Genomic DNA, 19,616 nt, shown 5'->3' with positions numbered 1-19,616 from the left:
GCCGGCACACCGAGAGCACGCACCGGACGCCGCTCCTTTACGGGCAAACGTTGCCTGCCGCGGCACTAGGCCAGGCCCGCCCGGTCCAGCAGGTACGCCGTCATCGGGTCGTAGTACCGGGGGCTGACCACGTGGTCGTCGAGCGGCACGGTCACCTGGACGGTCCCCTCGGCCTCGGCGACGAACAGGGCCGGGTCGTTGCAGTCGGCGTAGCCGACCGAGTCCACGCCGTGCTGACCGGCGTATCCCGCCCAGCCGTGGTCGGCGACGACCAGGTCGGGCAGCGGGCGGCCCTCGCGCTCCAGGCCGGTGAGGATGGCCCGCATCGGCTCGCCGGAGTGGGTGTGCCACAGAGTGGCGCCGTGTTCCAGGACGGCCACGTCCGCGAACTGCATGACGTACCCCTCGTTCGTCTGGAGCCCGTCCGGGATCACCACGATCTCGCAGTCGGCGGCGCGCAGGGCGGTGGCGGTGGCGCGGTGCACGTCGAGCAGGCCGCCGGGGTGACCGGTGGCGAACAGGACCCGCTGACGGCTGTCGGCCGCCTTGCGCAGCCGGCCGGCCATCCGCTCCAGGGCGTCGACGGTCAGCTCGGGGTCGATGGTGTCCTGGCCGTAGCGGTGCTCCGGGTCGTCGTTGACGCCGACGCGCTCCGCCATCACCGCCAGCACGTCCTGCTCGTCGCTCCAGCGGTCGCCGAGCTCCAGACCGAGCCAGAAGTGGCGGTCGCCGTTCGCGAGCTTGCGGTAGTGGGAGAGGTTGTTCTCGCGAGGGGTGGCGACGTCCCCGGCGATACGGGTCCTCACGAGGTGGTCGACGAGCTCGGCGCGGCTGGGTGTCCCGGATATCGGCATGGCTCCCATTGTGGTGCAGCGCACTGCCCGCGTCGCCGGTGTCCCGGCCGCTGGGACGCGGGTCACGCCCGCCGCAGGGCGAACCACAGTTCCATGCGGACGTCGGGGTCGTCCAGGTCGGTGCCGAGGAGGGCGGCGCAGCGGGCGATGCGCTGGCGGACGGTGTTGCGGTGCACCGACAGGGCGACCGCGGTGCGGTCCCAACTGCCGTGCAGGGACAGCCAGGTGCGCAGCGTCTCGATGAGCGTGGGAGCCGCGCCGAGGGGGGCGAGCAGCGCCTGGGCGTGGGCGTCGGCCTCGTCCCGAGGGAGCAGGTCGGTCAGGCCGGGGCGGGTGCCGTGGCCGACCAGGGCGGCGCGGGTGGCGCGGGCGCGGGCCAGGGCGCGGGCCGCCTGGGAGTCGGCCGTCGCCCAGTCGCCGGGGCCCACGGCGGTGCTCACCCCGAGGGCCCAGCCGGGCTGGGGGCCCGGCTCCCGCTCGGCGGGCAGGAGGACCCGTACGACCCCGTCGGCGAGGTCGACCAGGGCCGAGCCGAGCGCGGCGCCGAGCGCGGCGGCGGCCACGGCGTCGGCCGCCTGGTTCTCCGGCCGCGCGTGCACGACGACCCACCGTCCGGTCCCGAGCAGCGGTGCCACGTCCTCGGGCGCCGCGCCCAGCAGCACCCGCACCAGCGCCGAGGAGCGGGCCGCCCCCGTACCGCTGCGGTGCTCCCCGGTGAGCAGCGAGAGCAGCACGGCGGCCACGGACGCGATGGTGTGGTCCCCGGGTTCACGGCGCGGCGAGGACACCCCGAGCACGAAGCCCTGCCCGGTCCCGAGGGCGTAGGCGGCGAGATGGCTGCCGGCCACGGTGTCGGTGGCGGAGGAGGGCGCGGGCCGGCCCGCGGGGGCGATTGCCGGGACGGGACGGCCGGTAGGGGGCGGAGTCGGGGTCGTGGGCGTCCGGACGGGCGTGCCCGGCGGGGTCGTGCCCGGAGGCGCCGTGGCCGTCGGGGCCGGGCGGACCACGTCCGTCAGATGGGCGAGCGCCTGGCGGGCCGCGTCGTGCGGGGCGCGGCCCGCCGAGGCGATCTCCGCGCCGTCCGGGCCGTACAGGGCCGCCCAGCCGGTCAGGCGCTGGGCCAGCTGACGCAGGACGGAGGGGACGGGGTCGGGGCGTGAGGCGGCGGCCGCGAGCCTCTGCTGCGTCTCCGTGACGCGGCGCAGTTCCGCCAGCCGGGCCTGCGCCATCAGCTGCCAGACGGCGCGGGCGACGCCGGAGAACGTGGTCTGCGGCGGGACCTCCAGGAGCGGCAGGCCGTGGGCCTCGCAGGCCGCCACCAGAGTGCGCGGTACCGAGTCGTGCACCGGCGCCAGGCCGAAGCCGATGGCCGCGCCGCCCGCCGCGGCCACCCGGGAGACATAGGTGTCGAAGTACGGGCCGGTGGCGTCCGCCGGGGTGACGTGCACGCCGGCCGTCAGCAGCAGCTCGCCGCCGAGCAGGTACGGGTAGGGGTCGGTCATCTCCGAGGTGTGCGCCCAGTGGATCACGGTGTCCCGGTCGGCCGGGCCGGCGATCAGGCGCAGCGCGAGGTCCTCCCGGGCCAGCAGCGCGGACAGCGGGATCGGTGGGGTCGGTGGGACCGCCGGGGCCAGTGACACAGATGCGTCCGGCATGATGTGCATTCCCTCCATACCGTCGCGACTCGAATGGATGAAAAGTACACTTCGCAGTCGCTTTTCGGCCACCTAGTGTCTAGAGGACCGGCAGCCACGGGTACGGGCGATGTCCCCGCGAGCCCTTGCCGACGTCCCCACATATCTGCACGACCCCACACATCTGCACGACACCGCCACCCGGATGTGCGCGAAGGAGGGCCCCACATGGCCGTCGACTACACAGTGATCGTCGTCTATCTCGCCGGCATGCTTGCCATGGGCTGGTGGGGCATGCGCCGCGCCAAGTCCAAGAGCGAGTTCCTGGTCGCGGGCCGCCGCCTGGGTCCCGTGATGTACTCCGGCACCATGGCGGCGATCGTCCTCGGCGGCGCGTCCACCATCGGCGGCGTCGGCCTCGGCTACAAGTACGGCCTCTCCGGCGCCTGGATGGTCTTCACCATCGGCCTCGGGATCCTCGCCCTCTCGGTCTTCTTCTCCGCCCGCATCGCCCGCCTGAAGGTCTACACCGTCTCCGAGATGCTCGACCTGCGCTACGGCGGCCGGGCCGGCATCATCTCGGGCGTCGTGATGTGGGCGTACACCCTGATGCTGGCGGTGACCTCCACCATCGCGTACGCCACGATCTTCGACGTCCTGTTCGACCTGAACCGCACCGTCGCGATCATCCTCGGCGGCACGATCGTCGTCGCCTACTCCACCCTCGGCGGCATGTGGTCCATCACGCTGACCGACATGGTGCAGTTCGTGGTCAAGACGATCGGCGTGCTGCTCCTGCTGCTGCCCATCGCCGTCGTCAAGGCGGGCGGCTTCAGCGAGATGAAGGCCAAGCTGCCGACCTCGTACTTCGACCCGCTGGGCATCGGCGGCGAGACGATCTTCACGTACGTCCTGATCTACACCTTCGGCATGCTCATCGGCCAGGACATCTGGCAGCGCGTGTTCACGGCCCGCAGCGACACCACCGCCAAGTGGGGCGGCACCGTCGCCGGCACCTACTGCCTGGTCTACGCGATCGCCGGCGCGGTCATCGGCACCGCCGCCAAGGTGCTCTACCCCAATCTCGGCAGCGCCGACGACGCCTTCGCCACCATCGTCAAGGACGACCTGCCCATCGGCATCCGCGGCCTGGTGCTCGCCGCCGCCCTGGCCGCGGTGATGTCCACCTCCTCCGGCGCGCTGATCGCCTGCGCCACCGTCGCCAACAACGACATCTGGTCCCGGCTGCGCGGCGCGGTCCGCCGCGACGGGGAGGCGCACGACGAGGTCAAGGGCAACCGCGTCTTCATCCTGATCATGGGTGTCGGCGTGATCTGCACCGCCATCGCGCTCAACAACGTCGTCGAGGCGCTGACCGTCGCCTACAACCTGCTCGTCGGCGGGCTGCTCGTGCCGATCCTCGGCGGACTGCTGTGGAAGCGCGGCACCGCGCAGGGGGCCCTCGCCTCCGTGGTCGTCGGCGGCGTCGCGGTCATCGGTCTCATGGCGGCCTTCGGCATCCTCGCCAACGAGCCCGTCTACTACGGCCTGCTGTCCTCCCTGGCCGCCTACGTCGTCGTCTCCCTGGCGACGAAGCCGACCGACGCCGCCGTCCTCGCCGCCTGGCGCGAGAGGCTCGCCGGGCGCACCCCCGAACTCGCGTCCGAACCGGCCCCCGCTCACCAGTAGAGTCGATCACGAGCCATCACATACGCGACGAAACGCAAGAAAGAAGGCATTTCACCATGAGCAGCACCGAGACGCCCCGCGGTCCCGTCGACTCCTCCCGCGTCCCGCGGTACGCCGGCCCCGCGACCTTCGCCCGGCTGCCCCGCCTCGACGAGGTGGGCACCACCGACGTCGCCGTCGTGGGCGTGCCGTTCGACTCCGGCGTCTCGTACCGGCCGGGCGCCCGCTTCGGCGGCAACGCCATCCGTGAGGCGTCCCGGCTGCTGCGCCCCTACAACCCGGCGCAGGACGCCTCCCCGTTCGCCCTCGCCCAGGTCGCGGACGGCGGCGACATCGCCGTGAACCCGTTCAACATCAACGAGGCCGTCGAGACCATCGAGGCCGCTGCCGACGAACTCCTCGGCACCGGCGCCCGGTTGATGACCCTCGGTGGCGACCACACCATCGCGCTGCCGCTGCTGCGGTCCGTCGCCAAGAAGCACGGCCCGGTCGCGCTGCTCCACTTCGACGCCCACCTCGACACCTGGGACACCTACTTCGGCGCGGAGTACACGCACGGCACCCCGTTCCGGCGGGCGGTGGAGGAGGGCATCCTCGACACCGAGGCGCTCTCCCACGTCGGCACCCGCGGCCCGCTGTACGGCAAGCAGGACCTCAGCGACGACGAGAAGATGGGCTTCGGCATCGTCACCTCCGCCGACGTCTACCGCCGCGGCGCCGACGAGGTGGCCGACCAGCTGCGGCAGCGCATCGGCGACCGCCCGCTGTACATCTCCATCGACATCGACTGCCTCGACCCCGCGCACGCCCCCGGCACCGGCACCCCCGAGGCCGGCGGCATGACCTCCCGCGAACTGCTGGAGATCCTGCGCGGCCTGGCCTCCTGCAACCTGGTCTCCGCCGACGTCGTCGAGGTGGCCCCGGCGTACGACCACGCCGAGATCACCGCGGTGGCCGCCTCCCACACGGCGTACGAACTGACCACGATCATGACCCGCCAGATCGCGGCGGCCCGGAAGGACGCGTAAGCGACGTGACGCACGACCACGACCTGGTACTCCGCCCGACACCCGAGCAGACGGAGGCCGCCCTCAATCCTCCCCCCGGCCGCAACGGCGGAGACCTGGTCGTGGAGACCCTGGCCGGGCTGGGCGCGACGACCGTCTTCGGCCTGCCCGGCCAGCACGCCCTCGGCATGTTCGACGCGCTGCGCCGCTCGGACCTCACGTACGTGGGCCTGCGGGTGGAGAACAACGCGGGCTTCGCCGCCGACGCGTACGGCCGGATCACGGGCGAGGCGGCACCGCTGCTGCTGTCGACCGGCCCGGGAGCGCTGACCTCGCTGGCCGCGCTCCAGGAGGCGGCGGCGGCCTCGGCCCCCGTCCTGGCCATCAGCAGCCAGATCCCGACGGCGGGGCTCGGCGGCGGCCGCCACGGCTACCTGCACGAACTGCCCGACCAGGCCGCCTCGTTCCGTGGCGTGGTGAAGTCGGTCCACACGGTCCGTACCCAGTCCCAGATCCCCTCCGCCATCGCGGCCGCCTGGAAGTCGGCGCTGACGGTCCCGCACGGGCCCGTGTGGGTGGAGATCCCGCAGGACGTGCTCCTCGACCGGACGAGCCTGCCGGTGGTGACGGCCCTGGACGCCACCCCGGAGGAACTGGTCCCGCGTCCCGAACTCACCGCGGTGGCGGCCGGCCTGCTGTCCGGGGCCGCCCGCCCGGCGATCATCGCGGGCGGAGGGGTGGTCCGCGCCGACGCGTCCGGCAAGCTGCTGGCCCTCGCGGAGCGGCTGAACGCCCCCGTCGTCACGACCTTCGGCGGCAAGGGCGCCTTCCCCTGGGAGCACCCGCTGTCCCTCCAGTCCTGGCTGGAGGACCGGCACACCACGGACTTCCTCGAGGACGCCGACGTGCTGCTCGTCATTGGCTCGGGCCTCGGCGAACTCTCCTCCAACTACCACACGTTCAAGCCGCGCGGCCGCGTGATCCAGATCGAGGCCGACCTCGGCAAGCTGGAGTCCAACCACCCGGCGCTCGGCATCCACGCCGACGCCCGCCTGGCCCTCCAGGCCCTGCTGGAGACGGTGGACGAGCGCCCCGACGAGGCCGCCGCCGAGCGCGTGCGCGAGGTCCTCGCCAAGGTCCGCGACCGGATCGCCGCCCAGAAACTCACCCTGGAGCAGGACGTGCTGGCGTCCGTCCGCCGCGCCCTGCCCGCCGGCTCGCCGTCCTTCTGGGACATGACGATCCTGGCGTACTGGGCCTGGTCGGCCTTCGACGCGAAGTCCCCCAACACCATGCACTCGGCCCAGGGCGCCGGCGGCCTCGGCTACGGCTTCCCGGCGGCGCTGGGGGCGGCAGCCGCGGACCGCACCCGCCCGGTCCTGGCGGTGTCGGGCGACGGCGGCGCGCTGTACTCGATCGCGGAACTGGCCACCGCCCGCCAGTACGACCTCGACGTCACCTGGCTGATCGTCGACGACGGCGGCTACGGCATCCTCCGCGAGTACATGACCGACGCCTTCGGCCAGGCCACGGCCACCGAGCTCACCCGCCCCGACTACGTGGCCCTCGCCGAGTCCTTCGGCGTCCCCGGCGTCCGCACGACCCCTGAGACCCTGACGGCCGACCTGGCCAACGCCCTTGCCGAGCCGGGCCCTTCGGTCGTCGTCCTCCCCGCCGTCCTGCGGATGTTCGCGCCCACGCATCTGGACTGAGGCCGCGGCGAAACCGGAAGGGGCTCGTGCTCGTGTGCGCGAGCCCCTGACTGCATTCGGGTAACGGCCGGTCAAATCTCGGCCAACTCGCGCAACCATGCCCCGCAGTCCGTATGTCAAGGGTGCATGACTCACTCGACAACCCGACGCGCCAGAGTGCTCGCGGCGGGCGTGGGCGCCGGGATGCTGATTCCCTGCATCGCCGCCGCGACGCCTGCCGCGGCCGCCACACCCACGGTCAGCTGCACGTCCGGCAAGGCGGGCCTGGCAGCCAAGTTGCAGAAGGACATCACCGCGGCCATGAAGAGCCGCAAGGGCACCATCGCCGTCGGTCTGCGCGACCGCGGCACCAACACGACGTGCACGCTGCGCCAGTCGACCGCCTACGACTCGGCGAGCGTGGTCAAGGTCACCGTCCTCGCCACCCTGCTGTGGGACGCCAAGAAGCACAACCGCTACCTCACCACCCGCGAGACCACGCTCGCCAAGGCCATGATCACCAAGTCGGACAACAACGCCACCTCCACCCTCTGGAAGCAGCTGGGCGTGACGAAGGTGAAGGGCTTCCTGACCGCGGCCGGCATGACCCAGACCAAACCCGGCGCGAACGGCTACTGGGGCCTGACCCAGATCACCGTGCGCGACGAGCAGAAGCTGCTCGCCCTGATCACGGCGAAGAACTCCGTGCTGAGCGACAACTCCCGCGCCTACCTCCTCAAGCTCATGGGCCAGGTCGTCTCCTCCCAGCGCTGGGGCACGCCCGCCGGGGCGCCGTCCTCCGTCGCCGTGCACGTCAAGAACGGCTGGCTGTCGCGCTCCACCCACGGCTGGCGGGTGCACAGCGTCGGCACCTTCAACGGCGCCGGCCGCGACTACATGATCACGGTGCTCACCCAGGACAACAGCACCATGAACTACGGCGTCACCACCATCCAGAACATCGCCAAGGCCATCCACAAGGACCTCGTCCCCACGACCACGAACACGGTGCGCTACGCGCCGACCACCACTCCGAAGGAGGCGTTCGTGGCGGTCCCCTCCGGCGGGTGACTCCCGCGCCGCCGGGCGCGCTGTTACGGAGGGATGAAATCCGCCGCCGCCGGCGTTGGTGTCTTCCGGAAGATCAGCTCTTGAGGGAGGCACCGACGTGGCAGCGCAGCCGGGGTGGGCGCGGAGACTGGCCGGGTACGCCTGGCGTTACCCCAAGGACGTCGTCCTCGCCCTCGGCGCCTCGCTCGCCGGCATGGCCGTCACGGCGCTCGTGCCGCTGATCACCAAGGTGATCATCGACGACGTGATCGGCGACCACAGCCGCCGTATGACCCCCTGGGCGGGCGCCCTGATCGCCGCCGCGCTCGTCGTCTACGTCCTCACCTACATCCGCCGTTACTACGGCGGCCGGCTCGCCCTCGACGTCCAGCACGACCTGCGGACGGAGATGTACGAGACGATCACCCGGCTCGACGGCAGACGCCAGGACGAGCTGTCCACCGGCCAGGTGGTCGGCCGCGCCACCAGCGACCTCCAGCTGATCCAGGGCCTGCTCTTCATGCTGCCGATGACCATCGGCAACGTACTGCTCTTCCTGATCTCCCTGGTCATCATGGCCTGGCTGTCGCTGCCGCTGACCCTGGTCGCCCTCGCCGTCGCCCCGGCCCTCGGCTGGATCGCCCGGCGCAGCCGCACCAAGCTCCACCCGGCCACCTGGTATGCCCAGGCACAGGCCGCCGCCGTGGCCGGCGTGGTCGACGGCGCGGTGAGCGGCGTACGCGTGGTGAAGGGCTTCGGACAGGAGGAGCAGGAGACCGCCAAGCTGCGCGAGGTCGGCCGCAGGCTGTTCGCCGGGCGGCTGCGCACCATCCGGCTGAACGCCAGGTTCACCCCCGCCCTCCAGGCCGTGCCCGCACTCGGCCAGGTCGCCATGCTGGCCCTCGGCGGCTGGCTCGCCGTGCGCGGGCACATCACGCTGGGCACGTTCGTCGCCTTCTCCGCCTACCTCGCCCAGCTCGTCGGCCCGGTCCGCATGCTCGCCATGGTGCTCACGGTCGGGCAGCAGGCCCGGGCGGGCACCGAACGCGTCCTGGAGCTGATCGACACCGAGCCCACCCTGACCGGGGGCACCAAGGAGCTGCCCGCCGACGCCCCCGCGACCGTCGAGTTCGACGACGTCTCCTTCGGCTACGAGGACGGCCGGCCCGTCCTCCAGGGGCTGTCCTTCGAGATCCGCCCCGGCGAGACCCTGGCCGTCGTCGGCTCCTCGGGCTCCGGCAAGTCCACCGTCTCGCTGCTGCTGCCCCGGTTCTACGACGTCACCCACGGCGCCGTCCTCGTCGGCGGCCACGACGTGCGCGAGCTGACCCTGGACTCGCTCAGGGCCGCGATCGGCCTGGTGCCCGAGGACTCCTTCCTGTTCTCCGACACCGTCCGCGCCAACATCGCCTACGGCCGCCCCGACGCCACCCCGGAGCAGATCGAGGCCGCCGCCCGCGCCGCCCAGGCCGACCGTTTCATCTCGGAGCTGCCCGAGGGCTACGACACCAAGGTCGGCGAGCACGGTCTGACCCTCTCCGGCGGCCAGCGCCAGCGCGTCGCACTGGCCCGCGCGATCCTCACCGACCCGCGCCTGCTCGTCCTGGACGACGCCACCTCCGCCGTGGACGCCCGTGTCGAGCACGAGATCCACGAGGCCCTGGCACAGGTCATGGAGGGCCGCACGACCCTCCTCATCGCCCACCGCCGCTCCACCCTGAACCTCGCCGACCGCATCGCCGTCCTCGACCAGGGCCGCCTCGCCGACATCGGCACCCACCACGAACTCCAGGAGCGGTCCCCTCTCTACCGGCGCCTGCTCACCGACCCCGACGAGCTCGGCGGCGTCTCGCCGGGCCACGCCCAGCCCGCCGCTCCCCCGGAGGACGTCTCCGTCCGGGAGGAACTGGACGCCGAGTTCGACGCCGAGCGAGGCATCACGCCCACGCTGTGGGCGGGGGACCGCGAACCCCGGGACACGGCGATGGCCGGCATGCCCGCCACCCCCGAACTGCTCGCCCAGGTCGCGGCGCTGCCGCCCGCGAACGGCACCCCCGACATCGACGAGCGGCGGGCCGTCAGCCCGGAGGACTCCTACGGCCTGCGCCGCCTGCTGCGCGGCTTCGGTCTGCCGCTCCTGGTCAGCCTGGGCCTGGTCGCCGTGGACGCCGGCATGGGCCTGCTGCTGCCGGTCATGATCCGGCACGGCATCGACCAGGGCGTCACGCGGATGGCCCTGGGCGCCGTCTGGGCGGCCTCGCTGCTCGCCCTGCTCGCCGTGCTGGTGCAGTGGTCGGCGCAGATCGGCGAGACCCGGATGACCGGGCGGACCGGCGAGCGGGTGCTGTACTCGCTGCGCCTGAAGATCTTCGCCCAGCTCCAGCGGCTCGGCCTGGACTACTACGAGCGCGAGCTGACCGGCCGGATCATGACCCGGATGACGACGGACGTGGACGCGCTGTCGACGTTCCTGCAGACCGGTCTGGTCACGGCGTTCGTCTCGGTCGTCACCTTCTTCGGCATCATGGTCGCCCTGCTGGTGATCGACGTACAGCTGGCGCTGGTCGTCTTCGCGACGCTGCCGCCGCTGGTCGTCGGCACGTTCTTCTTCCGCCGGGCGAGCGTGAAGGCGTACGAACTCGCCCGGGAGCGGGTGTCGGTGGTCAACGCCGACCTCCAGGAGTCGGTGGCCGGGCTGCGGATCGTGCAGGCCTTCCGGCGCGAGCGGGACGGCGGGCTGCGGTTCGCCGGGCGCAGCGACAGCTACCGCCAGGCGCGGATCCGCGGCCAGTGGCTGATCTCGGTCTACTTCCCGTTCGTGCAGCTCCTGTCCTCGGTCGCGGCGGCCTCGGTGCTGATCGCGGGCGCGGGCCGGGTGGAGGCGGCCACCCTGACCACGGGCGCCCTGGTGGCGTACCTGCTCTACATCGATCTGTTCTTCGCGCCCGTCCAGCAGCTCTCCCAGGTCTTCGACGGCTACCAGCAGGCGACCGTCTCCCTGGGCCGCATCCGGGAGCTGCTCCGGGAGCCCACGTCCACGAAGTCCGCCGCCGAGCCCCTCGACGTGCCCGCCCTGCGTGGCGAGATCGCCTTCGAGGACGTGCACTTCCGGTACGGTGCCGCCGACGCGGGCGAGGCGGCACTCACCGGCGTCGACCTGCGCGTCCCGGCCGGACAGACCGTCGCCTTCGTCGGCGAGACCGGCGCGGGCAAGTCGACCCTGGTGAAGCTGGTGGCCCGGTTCTACGACCCGACCGGCGGCCGGGTGACCGTCGACGGCACGGACCTCAGGGCGCTGGACCTCACCGCGTACCGGCACCGGCTCGGGGTCGTGCCGCAGGAGGCGTACCTCTTCCCGGGCACTGTCCGCGACGCCATCGCCTACGGCCGCCCCGACGCCACCGACGCCGAGGTGGAGGCCGCGGCGCGCGCGGTCGGCGCGCACGAGATGATCGCCACCCTCGAGGGCGGCTATCTGCACGAGGTCGCCGAGCGCGGACGGAATCTGTCGGCCGGTCAGCGTCAGTTGATCGCGCTGGCCCGCGCCGAACTCGTCGACCCCGACGTGCTGCTCCTCGACGAGGCGACCGCCGCGCTCGACCTGGCCACCGAGGCACAGGTCAACCAGGCCACCGACCGGCTCGCGGGCCGCCGTACGACACTGGTGGTCGCCCACCGGCTGACGACGGCCGCCCGCGCCGACCGGGTGGTGGTGATGGACCACGGCCGGGTCGCCGAGGACGGCACGCACGAGGAGCTGCTGGCCCGCGGAGGGCGGTACGCCGAGCTGTGGCGGACGTTCGTCGGCGCGGCCGAACCGGAGGAGCCGGTCAGCGCGTCCCGCTGAGCCCGCGGGCGCAACCAACCGGCCTGCGGGCCGCGTCCGTACATCCGTACACTTGTACGCTCGCGTCAGGGGGGACTGTGGACAGTGGTGCGACACGCCGGAGGCCGCTGGCGCTGGTGGCCGTGCTGACCGGGGCGGTGCTGCTGGCGTTCGCCGCGCCCGGCACCGCCCAGGCGGCCACCGCCTGCGCCGGCCGCGAAGTCAGAACGCTCTCCTTCGCCACCGGCACCGTCCACGTCCACAAGCGCGACGGCTACGTCTGCGCCCTCACCGTCGCCAGGAAACCCGGTCCCAAGCGGCCGATGTCGGTGACGGTGCAGGCCCGCGGCAACCGTCCGGTCACCGACAAGGGCCGCTACTCCCGGCACGCCGGCCCGGTCACCGTGCACGCGGGCCACCGGTGCGTGCGGGTCGCCGGATCGGTGGGGTCGAAGTCGGTGCACACGGACTGGATCCTGTGCTGAGCCCCTGAAACGCGTTCAGGTATTTTCCCTGCTCCCCTGGTGTGCACCCGAGTTGCTCCGATAGCTTCCGGCGAACATCTGTCTCATAGGGAGGGTGCATGCGCAAGGCGCTCAGATGGCTGCTCGCGCTCACAGTGTCCATCGGCACGCTGAGCACGGCGGGGGTGGCTACCGCGGCCCAGCCGGAGGCCACGAACGGCCCCGCAAGCAGCACGGAAGCCGACATCCTGAACCAGCTCCTGGCCATTCCGGGCATGAGCCTGATCCAGGAGAAGCCCTACGCCGGCTACCGCTACTTCGTCCTCAACTACACCCAGCCGGTCGACCACCGCAATCCGTCGAAGGGCACCTTCCAGCAGCGGATCACCGTGCTGCACAAGGGAGTCGACCGCCCGACGGTCTTCTACACCGGCGGCTACAACGTCTCCACGACCCCGAGCCGCCGCGAGCCCACCCAGATCGTGGACGGCAACCAGGTCTCCATGGAGTACCGGTTCTTCACCCCGTCCCGGCCCGCCCCGGCCGACTGGTCCAAGCTCGACATCTGGCAGGCCGCCAGCGACCAGCACCGCATCTACCAGGCGCTGAAGCCGGTCTACTCCCACAACTGGATCGCCACCGGCGGCTCCAAGGGCGGCATGACGGCCACCTACTACAAGCGCTTCTACCCCGGTGACATGGACGGCGTGGTCGCCTACGTCGCGCCCAACGACGTGGTCAACAAGGAAGATTCCGCCTACGACCGCTTCTTCGCCACCGTCGGCACCAAGGAGTGCCGCGACCGGCTGAACGGCGTGCAGCGGGAGGCGCTGGTGCGCCGGGAGTCGCTGGAGAACAAGTACGCGAAGTTCGCCGCCGACAACGGCTACACCTTCACCACCATCGGCAACCTGGACAAGGCGTACGAGGCCGTCGTCCTCGACTACGTGTGGGGCTTTTGGCAGTACAGCCTGCTGAAGGACTGCGGCACCATCCCGGGTGACGCCAAGAACGCCACCGACCAGCAGATCTGGGACTCCGTCAACACCATCTCCGGGTTCGACGCATACACGGACCAGGGCCTCGAGACCTACACGCCGTACTACTACCAGGCCGGCACGCAGCTCGGCGCGCCGACCATCCAGTTCCCGCACATCGAGAAGAAGCTGATCCGCTACGGCTACCAGCCGCCGCGCAACTTCGTGCCGCAGTCCATCCCGATGAAGTTCCAGCCGTCGGCGATGCGTGACGTGGACACCTGGGTGCGCCAGCACGCGAACCAGATGCTTTTCGTCTACGGGCAGAACGACCCGTGGGGCGCGGAGCCGTTCCGGCTCGGCAACGGGGCACGGGACTCGTACGTGTTCACGGCGCCCGGCATGAACCACGGGGCGAACGTCGCCGGTCTCGTGCCGGACGAGAAGGCGCTCGCCACGGCGAGGATCCTCGAGTGGGCCGGAGTCGCCACCCCGGCGGTCCAGGTGAACCCGTCGGTGGCCAAGCCGCTGGCCGGCTTCGACGCGAAGCTGGACGTGCGGGACGTGGAGCGCGAGCCCGCGCTCAGGCCGTGAGGCGCCGGCAGGCACCCGCTGACACACACGCGCCGGCCGAAAGGCGCTGATCCACCGGTGGGCTGCGCCCGGAGTCACAGTTTCCGGGCGCAGCCCACCGGTTCGTCGCCGCCGAGCCGGACGTACAGGGCGGTCGACGCCGGGCACTGGTCGCGGTCGCGCACGGCCCGTGTCACCCGGTACTCCGGCTTCCTCCCGCCCGTGCCGTCGCACGCGGTCTCCCGGACCTGGCCGCGGCCGGAGCCGTAGAGGCAGTCGCCGACGACGGTGCGCGGGCCGCCCCCGCCGCCGGGGTCGCCGGGGTGCGGCGGCTGGAGATTGCGCATGCAGGCGTAGCCCCGCGGGATCGCGCCGCCCTCCTGGCCGGCGGCGGCCTGCTGGGCGCCGATGTGCAGGACGAAGTCGGTGTCCGGCGGGCAGGGCGGGCCGTCGCCGGGCGGGCCGTCGTGGCGGGCGATCACCCGGGCCGCCGCCCGCTCCCCGGAGCACGGCACCTCGGTGAAGCTCGTCGTGCCGAAGGAACTGCACTCGCCCAGGCCGAGGAACACCGCGCCGTGACCGGAGGGCCTCGCGGAGGCCGGGACACCGCCCCGCTCCTGGCCGCCCGTGGACCCGGACGGCTGCCCGCAGCCCGTCAACAGAGCCACGAGCAGCGCCGGCAGGGCGCACGTCACCCCCACGGACCATTTCCCGCGCATCGCCATCCCCCGGTCCACCCCCCGGCCCAGCGTGGCCCGCCACAGCGGGGCCACGCCAGGCGTGCGGGGTGCTTCGGGCCAGTTGGCGGTGGCGCGCCGGGGGTGCGTCGTAAGCGCCGTACGCCCGGCGCGCGAGGGCGGCTAGTACGACAGGCCGTACCCGATGGGATACAGGACCTGCGTCGGGTCGTCCGCCCGCTGGACCGGCACCGGGAGCCTGCCGCGCGGCCGCACCTGCCCCGCGATCACCCGTGCGGCGGCGCGCAGTTCCACGTCGGTCCAGGAGTAGGCCGCCAAGTGGGCCGGAACCGTGGGTAGTTGCGCGATGTCGTAGGGGTTGCGGATCGCGACCGCGATCACCGGGCGGCCGGTGGCTACGAGCCGTTCCACCAGCGTCTTCTGTGAGCTGCCCGCCGTGACGTTGTACGTCCCGACCACCACCGCGTCCGCGTCCTGCGCCGCGGCCACCGCCTTGTCGGCGGTCGCCGCCGACGGGGCGGTGCCCGTCGACAACGCCGTGGCCTGGAAGCCGAGTTCGCTGAGGGCGGCGGCGAGCACTCCGGTGGGCGGGCCCGTGGTGCCCGACGGGGAGGCGGGGTCGGCGCCGACGACGAGCAGCTTCTTGTGGCTGCGGCGGGACAGCGGCAGCAGGCGGCCCTCGTTGGCCAGCAGGGTCGTGGTCCGCTCGGCGACGCGGTCGGCCGCCGCCAGGTGGGTGCCGATGCCCACGACACGGTCGACGTTCGCCTGGCTGACGTAGGGGTCGTCGAGCAGTCCCAGCTTCGCCTTCAGCCGCAGGATGCGCAGGATCGACTCGTCGAGCCGGGCCTCGGTCAGCTCGCCGGCGCGCACCGCGTTCAGCACCGCGTTCCAGGCCACGTCCAGCGAGGGCGGGTTGAGCAACTGGTCCACGCCCGCCTTCAGCGCCAGCACCGGCACCCGGTCGTCGCCGTACTTGGTGCGCACGCCGTCCATGCCGAGCGAGTCGGTCACCACGACGCCGTCGTAGCCGAGTTCGCCGCGCAGGATGCCGGTGAGGACCGGGTGGGAGAGGGTGGCCGGGTCGCCGGAGTCGTCCAGCGCCGGGAACTGGATGTGCGCGGTCATGATCGAGTCGATGCCGGCCTTGATCGCGGCCCGGAACGGCACCGCGTCCAGTTTCTCCCACAGCTCGCGGCTGTGCGTGATGACCGGGAAGCCGTAGTGGCTGTCGGTCGCGGTGTCCCCGTGCCCCGGGAAGTGCTTGGCGGTCGCCGCCACCCGGGAGCTCTGGTAGCCCTTCACCTCCGCGGCCACCAGCCCCGCCACCGCGTCCGGGTCGGCGCCGAAGGACCGTACGCCGATGACCGGGTTGGCCGGGTTGACGTTCACGTCGGCGTCGGGGGAGTAGTCCTGGTTGATGCCGAGGGCGCGCAGCTCCGCGCCGGAGACACGGCCCAGGGTGTGGGCGTCGGCGGGCGAGCCGCCCGCGCCTATCGCCATGGCGCCCGGGAAGAGGGTCGCGGGCTTGCCCACGCGGCACACGATGCCGTGCTCCTGGTCGGTGGCCACGAGCAGGGGCAGGCCGCGCGGCTGCCCGAGGGCCGCCTGCTGGATCCCGTTGGACAGGTCGGCGATCTGGTGCGGGTTCTGGGTGTTGTTGGCCCAGGCGAAGTAGATGATGCCGCCGACACGGTACTTGGCGATCAGCTCGGCGGCCGTGCGGACGCCGATCTCCTTGAGGTTGGCGTCGATGTCGGCCTGCGTCGGGGCGGTGGCCGAGTGGCCGTAGACCCGCATCACGAAGAGCTGGCCGACCTTCTCCTCGAGCGTCATCCGGGAGATGAGGGCACGCAGCTTCTTGTCGTTGGAGGAAGCGGCGTGGGCGGTGCCGGTGCCTTGGACCGCCAGGGCGGCGGTGATGCCGGCGGTGGCGGCGAGGAGGGTACGTCTGGAGGGAAGTGCGGTGGTTCCCGTGCTGGTGTCGTGCACGTGCGCCCCTTCCGGAGGAGATCCGCTGGAGTACCACTGAAGGAAACTTCCGAGGAGTCACCAATATCCGGGAAGTTTCTGCCAGTCAAGGGAGTGCACAGGAACCGGTGAGGGCCGCCGCCGGCGCTGCCGGAGGGGGGCGCGCCGACGGCGGCGGGCTGCCGGTCGCGGTGCGGAGGAGAGGGTGGTCGGCGATCGCAGCCGTCGAGGCCGACACCGCACCGCGCGGACTCCTCCGGCAGCTCACCGGTTGGACGGGCGGGAGCGGGGCCGGGTTCCCGGCCGGGCCCGGATTCCCGCATGTCGGTGCGGATGCGGCAGCGGGGCTCAGCGGGGCGTGTGGGCGGACACCTCGGGCCAGTGCTCCCGCAGGGTGCGCACCGTCTCCGCGATGGCCGGCCGGCGGGCGGCGCCCGTGCGCCACAGCGCGTACAACCGCCGTACGGGCATGGGGTCCAGCGGCACCTCCACGACCTCCTCGGGCAGCGGGCCCCGGCCCAGGCGCGGGATCAGCGCGACACCCAGGCCCGCGGCGACCAGGGCGACCAGGGTCGGGTTCTCGTCGGCCTGGTGGACCACGTCCGGCTCGTGCCCGGCGGCGCGCAGGGTACGCAGCAGCCAGTCGCTGCACACCCGGCCCGGCGGCTGGCAGATCCACCGCTCGCCGCCCAGCTCCTCGCGCCGTACCCCCGTCCGCCTCGCGAACGGGTGCCCCGCCGGCACCAGCAGGTCGCACAAGTCGTCCCCGATGACCGCCTGTTCCACCCCGGACGGCGCGGGCAGCGGGGCGATGTCCCAGTCGTGCGCGACGGCCAGGTCGACGGCGCCCTTGGCGACCAGGTCCACCGAAAGATGCGGATCGACCTCGCTGAGCCGGGCGTCCAGGGTCGGGTGCCGGCGGGCCAGGTCCGCGAGGACGCGGGGCATGAGCCCGCGCGCGGCCGAGGCGAACGCCGCCACCAGCAGCCGCCCGGCGGGCACCCCGCGCCGCTCCTCCAGCTCGGTCTCGGCGCGCTCCACGATCGCCAGCAACTCCCCGGCTGTGGCGACCAGTTGGTGTGCCTCGTCGGTGAGCCGCACCCCGCGTCCCTCGCGTTCGAGGAGTACGGTCCTGGTCTCCCGCTCCAGCTTGGCGATCTGCTGCGACACCGCCGACGAGGTGTACCCGAGCGCGGCGGCGGCCGCCCCGACGGTGCCGTGCACGGAGACGGCGTGCAGGGCGCGCAGACGCTGGAGATCGAGCACGGTTCCTCCGACGGGCCGAATGGTTAGCGGTGCTTCACTCAATGGTGCAGCAATCATCGCTGGTGCTTCATGGTCCGCGGAAGTGATCCTCGGTACATGCGACCTGTCCATGTCCTGCTCGCCGTCCTCGTCGCCGCCGTCTGGGGTGTGAACTTCACCGTCATCGAGGTCGGCCTCGGCCACTTCCCGCCCCTGCTCTTCTCGGCCCTGCGCTTCCTGGCGGCCGCGCTCCCCGCCGTCTTCCTGGTGGGCCGGCCGAAGGTGGCGTGCAAATGGATCGTGGCGGTGGGACTGGTGCTCGGCGTCGCCAAGTTCGGGCTGCTGTTCGTCGGGATGGACGCCGGGATGCCCGCCGGGCTCTCCTCCCTGGTGCTGCAGATCCAGGCGGTGTTCACGGCCCTGTTCGCCTTCCTGGTGCTGGGCGAACGGCCCTCGGGCGTACGGGTGCTGGGCATGGGCGTGGCGCTCGCCGGCATCGGCGTCGCGGCCGTGGACGAGGGCGCCGCGGGCCCCCTCGGTGCCTTCGCGCTCGTCGTCGCCGCGGCCGCCTGCTGGGGCGTCTCCAACGTCCTGACCCGCAAGGCGGCCTCCCCGGACGCGCTGAACTTCATGGTCTGGGTCAGCACGGTCCCGGTCCTGCCGCTGCTCGGCCTGTCGATGCTGCTGGAAGGCCCCTCCCGGGACCTGGCCGCGCTGCGCGCCCTGGACTGGCAGGGCGCGGGCACGGTCCTCTACGTCGCCTGGATCACCACGGTCTTCGGCTTCGGCGCCTGGGGCTGGCTGCTGCGCCGCCACCCGGCATCCACGGTCGCGCCGTTCTCGCTGCTGGTCCCGGTCTTCGGCATGTCCTCGGCGGCGCTCTTCCTCGGCGAATCGGTGAGCCCCCTGCGCTGGTGCGCGGCGGCGCTGCTGGTCGGCGGGGTGACGCTGACGTCGCTCGCACCGAGCCGCCGCCGCGAGCAGCCGCCGGCCCCGGTCCCGGCCCCGGAGGCCACCGTCCACGCCGAAGGCCCCGCGCGGTCGCACCCCGCCGGGCAGCCGCGGTGAGACCACTTCGCCGGGCAGCCGCGGTGCGGCCGGCGGCACCACGGTGGCCGTCCGGCCCGGCCGGGGTCAGGCCGACTCGGTCAGCAGCCGGGCCAGATGCTCCCGCCCCGGACCGAGCAGGTCCGGCAACGGTGCCGCCGTCTCGTACCAGCGCTTCTCGTACTCCCAGCACAGCCAGCCGTCCCAGCCGTGGCGGGCGAGGACCTCCACGCACTCGGCGAGCGGCAGGGCGCCCGCGCCCAGGGGGAGGGGCGTCGTGTCGTCGGCCGAGGCGATGTCCTTGACCTGGACGTAGCCGAGGTACGGGGAGAGGGCGGCGAAGGTCTCCGGAGGCTGCTCGCCGCCCAGCCAGGTGTGCATCACGTCCCACAGGGCGCCGATCCGGCGGTGGCCGACCGGGCCGAGGACGCGCAGGACGTCCGCGCCCGTGCGGTGCGAGTCGTGGGTCTCCAGGAGGATGCGGACGCCCAGGTCGGCGGCGTGTCCGGCGACGGCCGCCAGCCGCCGCGCGGCGACGGCGTCGCCCTCCGGGGCCGGCCGCCGCGGATCCGCGCCGGGGAACACCCGTACGAAGGAAGCGCCCAAGTCCCCGGCGAGCTCAAGTAGTTCGCGGAGCTCACGGTCCACGGCCGCGTCGTCGCCGGGCGCGGCGACCCGCGGGTACCCGGCGAGCCCCAGGATCTCGACCCCGCCCGCCTCGAACTCGGCGGCCACCTCGGCCCGTTCACCGGCCCCGAGCCCGGGGTGCACCGGTTCCTCGGGGTGGGCGCGCAGTTCGACACCGTGGTAGCCGTGCGCGGCGGCGAGCCGGACCACGTCCGGCACGGGCAGACCGGGCACTCCCAGAGTGGAGTAGGCGAACTTCATGG

At 72.6% G+C, this 19,616-nt stretch carries 14 protein-coding genes; 8 read left to right on the top strand and 6 right to left on the bottom strand.

Features of this window, described 5'->3' with window-relative positions; genetic code table 11:
- Positions 1 to 65: 65 nt before the first annotated feature.
- The gene (locus ACFY3J_RS02275) at positions 66 to 854 is read right to left on the bottom strand and encodes a phosphatase (RefSeq protein WP_384172677.1); all 789 of its coding nucleotides are present in this window, start codon (positions 852 to 854) and stop codon (positions 66 to 68) included.
- 62 nt (positions 855 to 916) lie between these two features.
- Positions 917 to 2,509 carry a PucR family transcriptional regulator ligand-binding domain-containing protein gene (locus ACFY3J_RS02270; protein WP_390839908.1) on the bottom strand — a complete coding sequence of 531 codons (1,593 nt, stop codon included), beginning with the start codon at positions 2,507 to 2,509 and terminating at the stop codon, positions 917 to 919.
- Between the two features lie 207 nt (positions 2,510 to 2,716).
- On the opposite strand from ACFY3J_RS02270, the gene ACFY3J_RS02265 reads away from it, so the two are divergent.
- The 7 genes from ACFY3J_RS02265 (at position 2,717) to ACFY3J_RS02235 (ending at position 13,786) form a co-directional block, all read left to right on the top strand.
- Positions 2,717 to 4,177, top strand: coding sequence for a sodium:solute symporter (locus tag ACFY3J_RS02265; protein WP_384172683.1), 1,461 nt, complete (start codon positions 2,717 to 2,719; stop codon positions 4,175 to 4,177).
- 56 nt (positions 4,178 to 4,233) lie between these two features.
- Complete coding sequence (gene speB, locus ACFY3J_RS02260; protein ID WP_384172685.1) at positions 4,234 to 5,205, top strand: agmatinase; 972 nt, start codon at positions 4,234 to 4,236, stop codon at positions 5,203 to 5,205.
- A gap of 5 nt (positions 5,206 to 5,210) precedes the next feature.
- Entirely contained in the window at positions 5,211 to 6,896 is a 1,686-nt protein-coding gene (locus tag ACFY3J_RS02255; protein ID WP_390839906.1) for a thiamine pyrophosphate-binding protein, read from the top strand.
- Positions 6,897 to 7,079: 183 nt separating this feature from the next.
- Positions 7,080 to 7,946: a serine hydrolase gene (locus ACFY3J_RS02250; protein WP_384174049.1), complete on the top strand. Its 867-nt coding sequence runs from the start codon at positions 7,080 to 7,082 to the stop codon at positions 7,944 to 7,946.
- 97 nt (positions 7,947 to 8,043) lie between these two features.
- Positions 8,044 to 11,772 (top strand): ABC transporter ATP-binding protein, encoded by a 3,729-nt coding sequence (locus ACFY3J_RS02245; protein ID WP_384172691.1) that lies wholly within the window; start codon positions 8,044 to 8,046, stop codon positions 11,770 to 11,772.
- A gap of 77 nt (positions 11,773 to 11,849) precedes the next feature.
- Positions 11,850 to 12,236: a hypothetical protein gene (locus tag ACFY3J_RS02240; protein ID WP_384172694.1), complete on the top strand. Its 387-nt coding sequence runs from the start codon at positions 11,850 to 11,852 to the stop codon at positions 12,234 to 12,236.
- A gap of 98 nt (positions 12,237 to 12,334) precedes the next feature.
- On the top strand, positions 12,335 to 13,786 hold the full coding sequence (locus ACFY3J_RS02235; RefSeq protein WP_384172697.1) for a S28 family serine protease: 1,452 nt from the start codon (positions 12,335 to 12,337) through the stop codon (positions 13,784 to 13,786).
- 74 nt (positions 13,787 to 13,860) lie between these two features.
- Here the strand turns inward: ACFY3J_RS02235 and ACFY3J_RS02230 are convergent, their stop codons facing one another.
- The 3 genes from ACFY3J_RS02230 to ACFY3J_RS02220 form a co-directional block, all read right to left on the bottom strand.
- A complete protein-coding gene (locus ACFY3J_RS02230; protein ID WP_390839998.1) occupies positions 13,861 to 14,484 on the bottom strand; it encodes a hypothetical protein in 624 nt (207 codons plus the stop codon).
- A 141-nt stretch (positions 14,485 to 14,625) separates the two neighbouring features.
- Positions 14,626 to 16,455 (bottom strand): glycoside hydrolase family 3 protein, encoded by a 1,830-nt coding sequence (locus ACFY3J_RS02225; RefSeq protein WP_390839904.1) that lies wholly within the window; start codon positions 16,453 to 16,455, stop codon positions 14,626 to 14,628.
- A 327-nt stretch (positions 16,456 to 16,782) separates the two neighbouring features.
- Positions 16,783 to 17,700: a LysR family transcriptional regulator gene (locus ACFY3J_RS02220; protein WP_390839902.1), complete on the bottom strand. Its 918-nt coding sequence runs from the start codon at positions 17,698 to 17,700 to the stop codon at positions 16,783 to 16,785.
- Between the two features lie 96 nt (positions 17,701 to 17,796).
- On the opposite strand from ACFY3J_RS02220, the gene ACFY3J_RS02215 reads away from it, so the two are divergent.
- Positions 17,797 to 18,747: an EamA family transporter gene (locus ACFY3J_RS02215; protein ID WP_390839901.1), complete on the top strand. Its 951-nt coding sequence runs from the start codon at positions 17,797 to 17,799 to the stop codon at positions 18,745 to 18,747.
- A 66-nt stretch (positions 18,748 to 18,813) separates the two neighbouring features.
- On the opposite strand, the gene ACFY3J_RS02210 is transcribed toward ACFY3J_RS02215, so the two are convergent.
- Positions 18,814 to 19,614 (bottom strand): sugar phosphate isomerase/epimerase family protein, encoded by an 801-nt coding sequence (locus ACFY3J_RS02210; RefSeq protein ID WP_390839997.1) that lies wholly within the window; start codon positions 19,612 to 19,614, stop codon positions 18,814 to 18,816.
- Between the last annotated feature and the right edge of the window lie 2 nt (positions 19,615 to 19,616).

This window comes from Streptomyces sp. NPDC001231 (assembly GCF_042896885.1).
Lineage (GTDB): Bacteria > Actinomycetota > Actinomycetes > Streptomycetales > Streptomycetaceae > Streptomyces.
This window is presented reverse-complemented; position numbering and strand designations above follow the sequence as displayed.

Bases quoted from the DNA above. Each gene is read 5' to 3' on its own strand.
- ACFY3J_RS02250 (WP_384174049.1), top strand. From the start codon at position 7,080: ATGCTGATTCCCTGCATCGCCGCCGCGACGCCTGCCGCGGCCGCCACA.
- ACFY3J_RS02230 (WP_390839998.1), bottom strand. From the start codon at position 14,484: ATGCGCGGGAAATGGTCCGTGGGGGTGACGTGCGCCCTGCCGGCGCTG.
- ACFY3J_RS02265 (WP_384172683.1), top strand. From the start codon at position 2,717: ATGGCCGTCGACTACACAGTGATCGTCGTCTATCTCGCCGGCATGCTT.
- speB (WP_384172685.1), top strand. From the start codon at position 4,234: ATGAGCAGCACCGAGACGCCCCGCGGTCCCGTCGACTCCTCCCGCGTC.
- ACFY3J_RS02270 (WP_390839908.1), bottom strand. From the start codon at position 2,509: ATGCCGGACGCATCTGTGTCACTGGCCCCGGCGGTCCCACCGACCCCA.
- ACFY3J_RS02275 (WP_384172677.1), bottom strand. From the start codon at position 854: ATGCCGATATCCGGGACACCCAGCCGCGCCGAGCTCGTCGACCACCTC.
- ACFY3J_RS02235 (WP_384172697.1), top strand. From the start codon at position 12,335: ATGCGCAAGGCGCTCAGATGGCTGCTCGCGCTCACAGTGTCCATCGGC.
- ACFY3J_RS02215 (WP_390839901.1), top strand. From the start codon at position 17,797: ATGCGACCTGTCCATGTCCTGCTCGCCGTCCTCGTCGCCGCCGTCTGG.
- ACFY3J_RS02210 (WP_390839997.1), bottom strand. From the start codon at position 19,614: ATGAAGTTCGCCTACTCCACTCTGGGAGTGCCCGGTCTGCCCGTGCCG.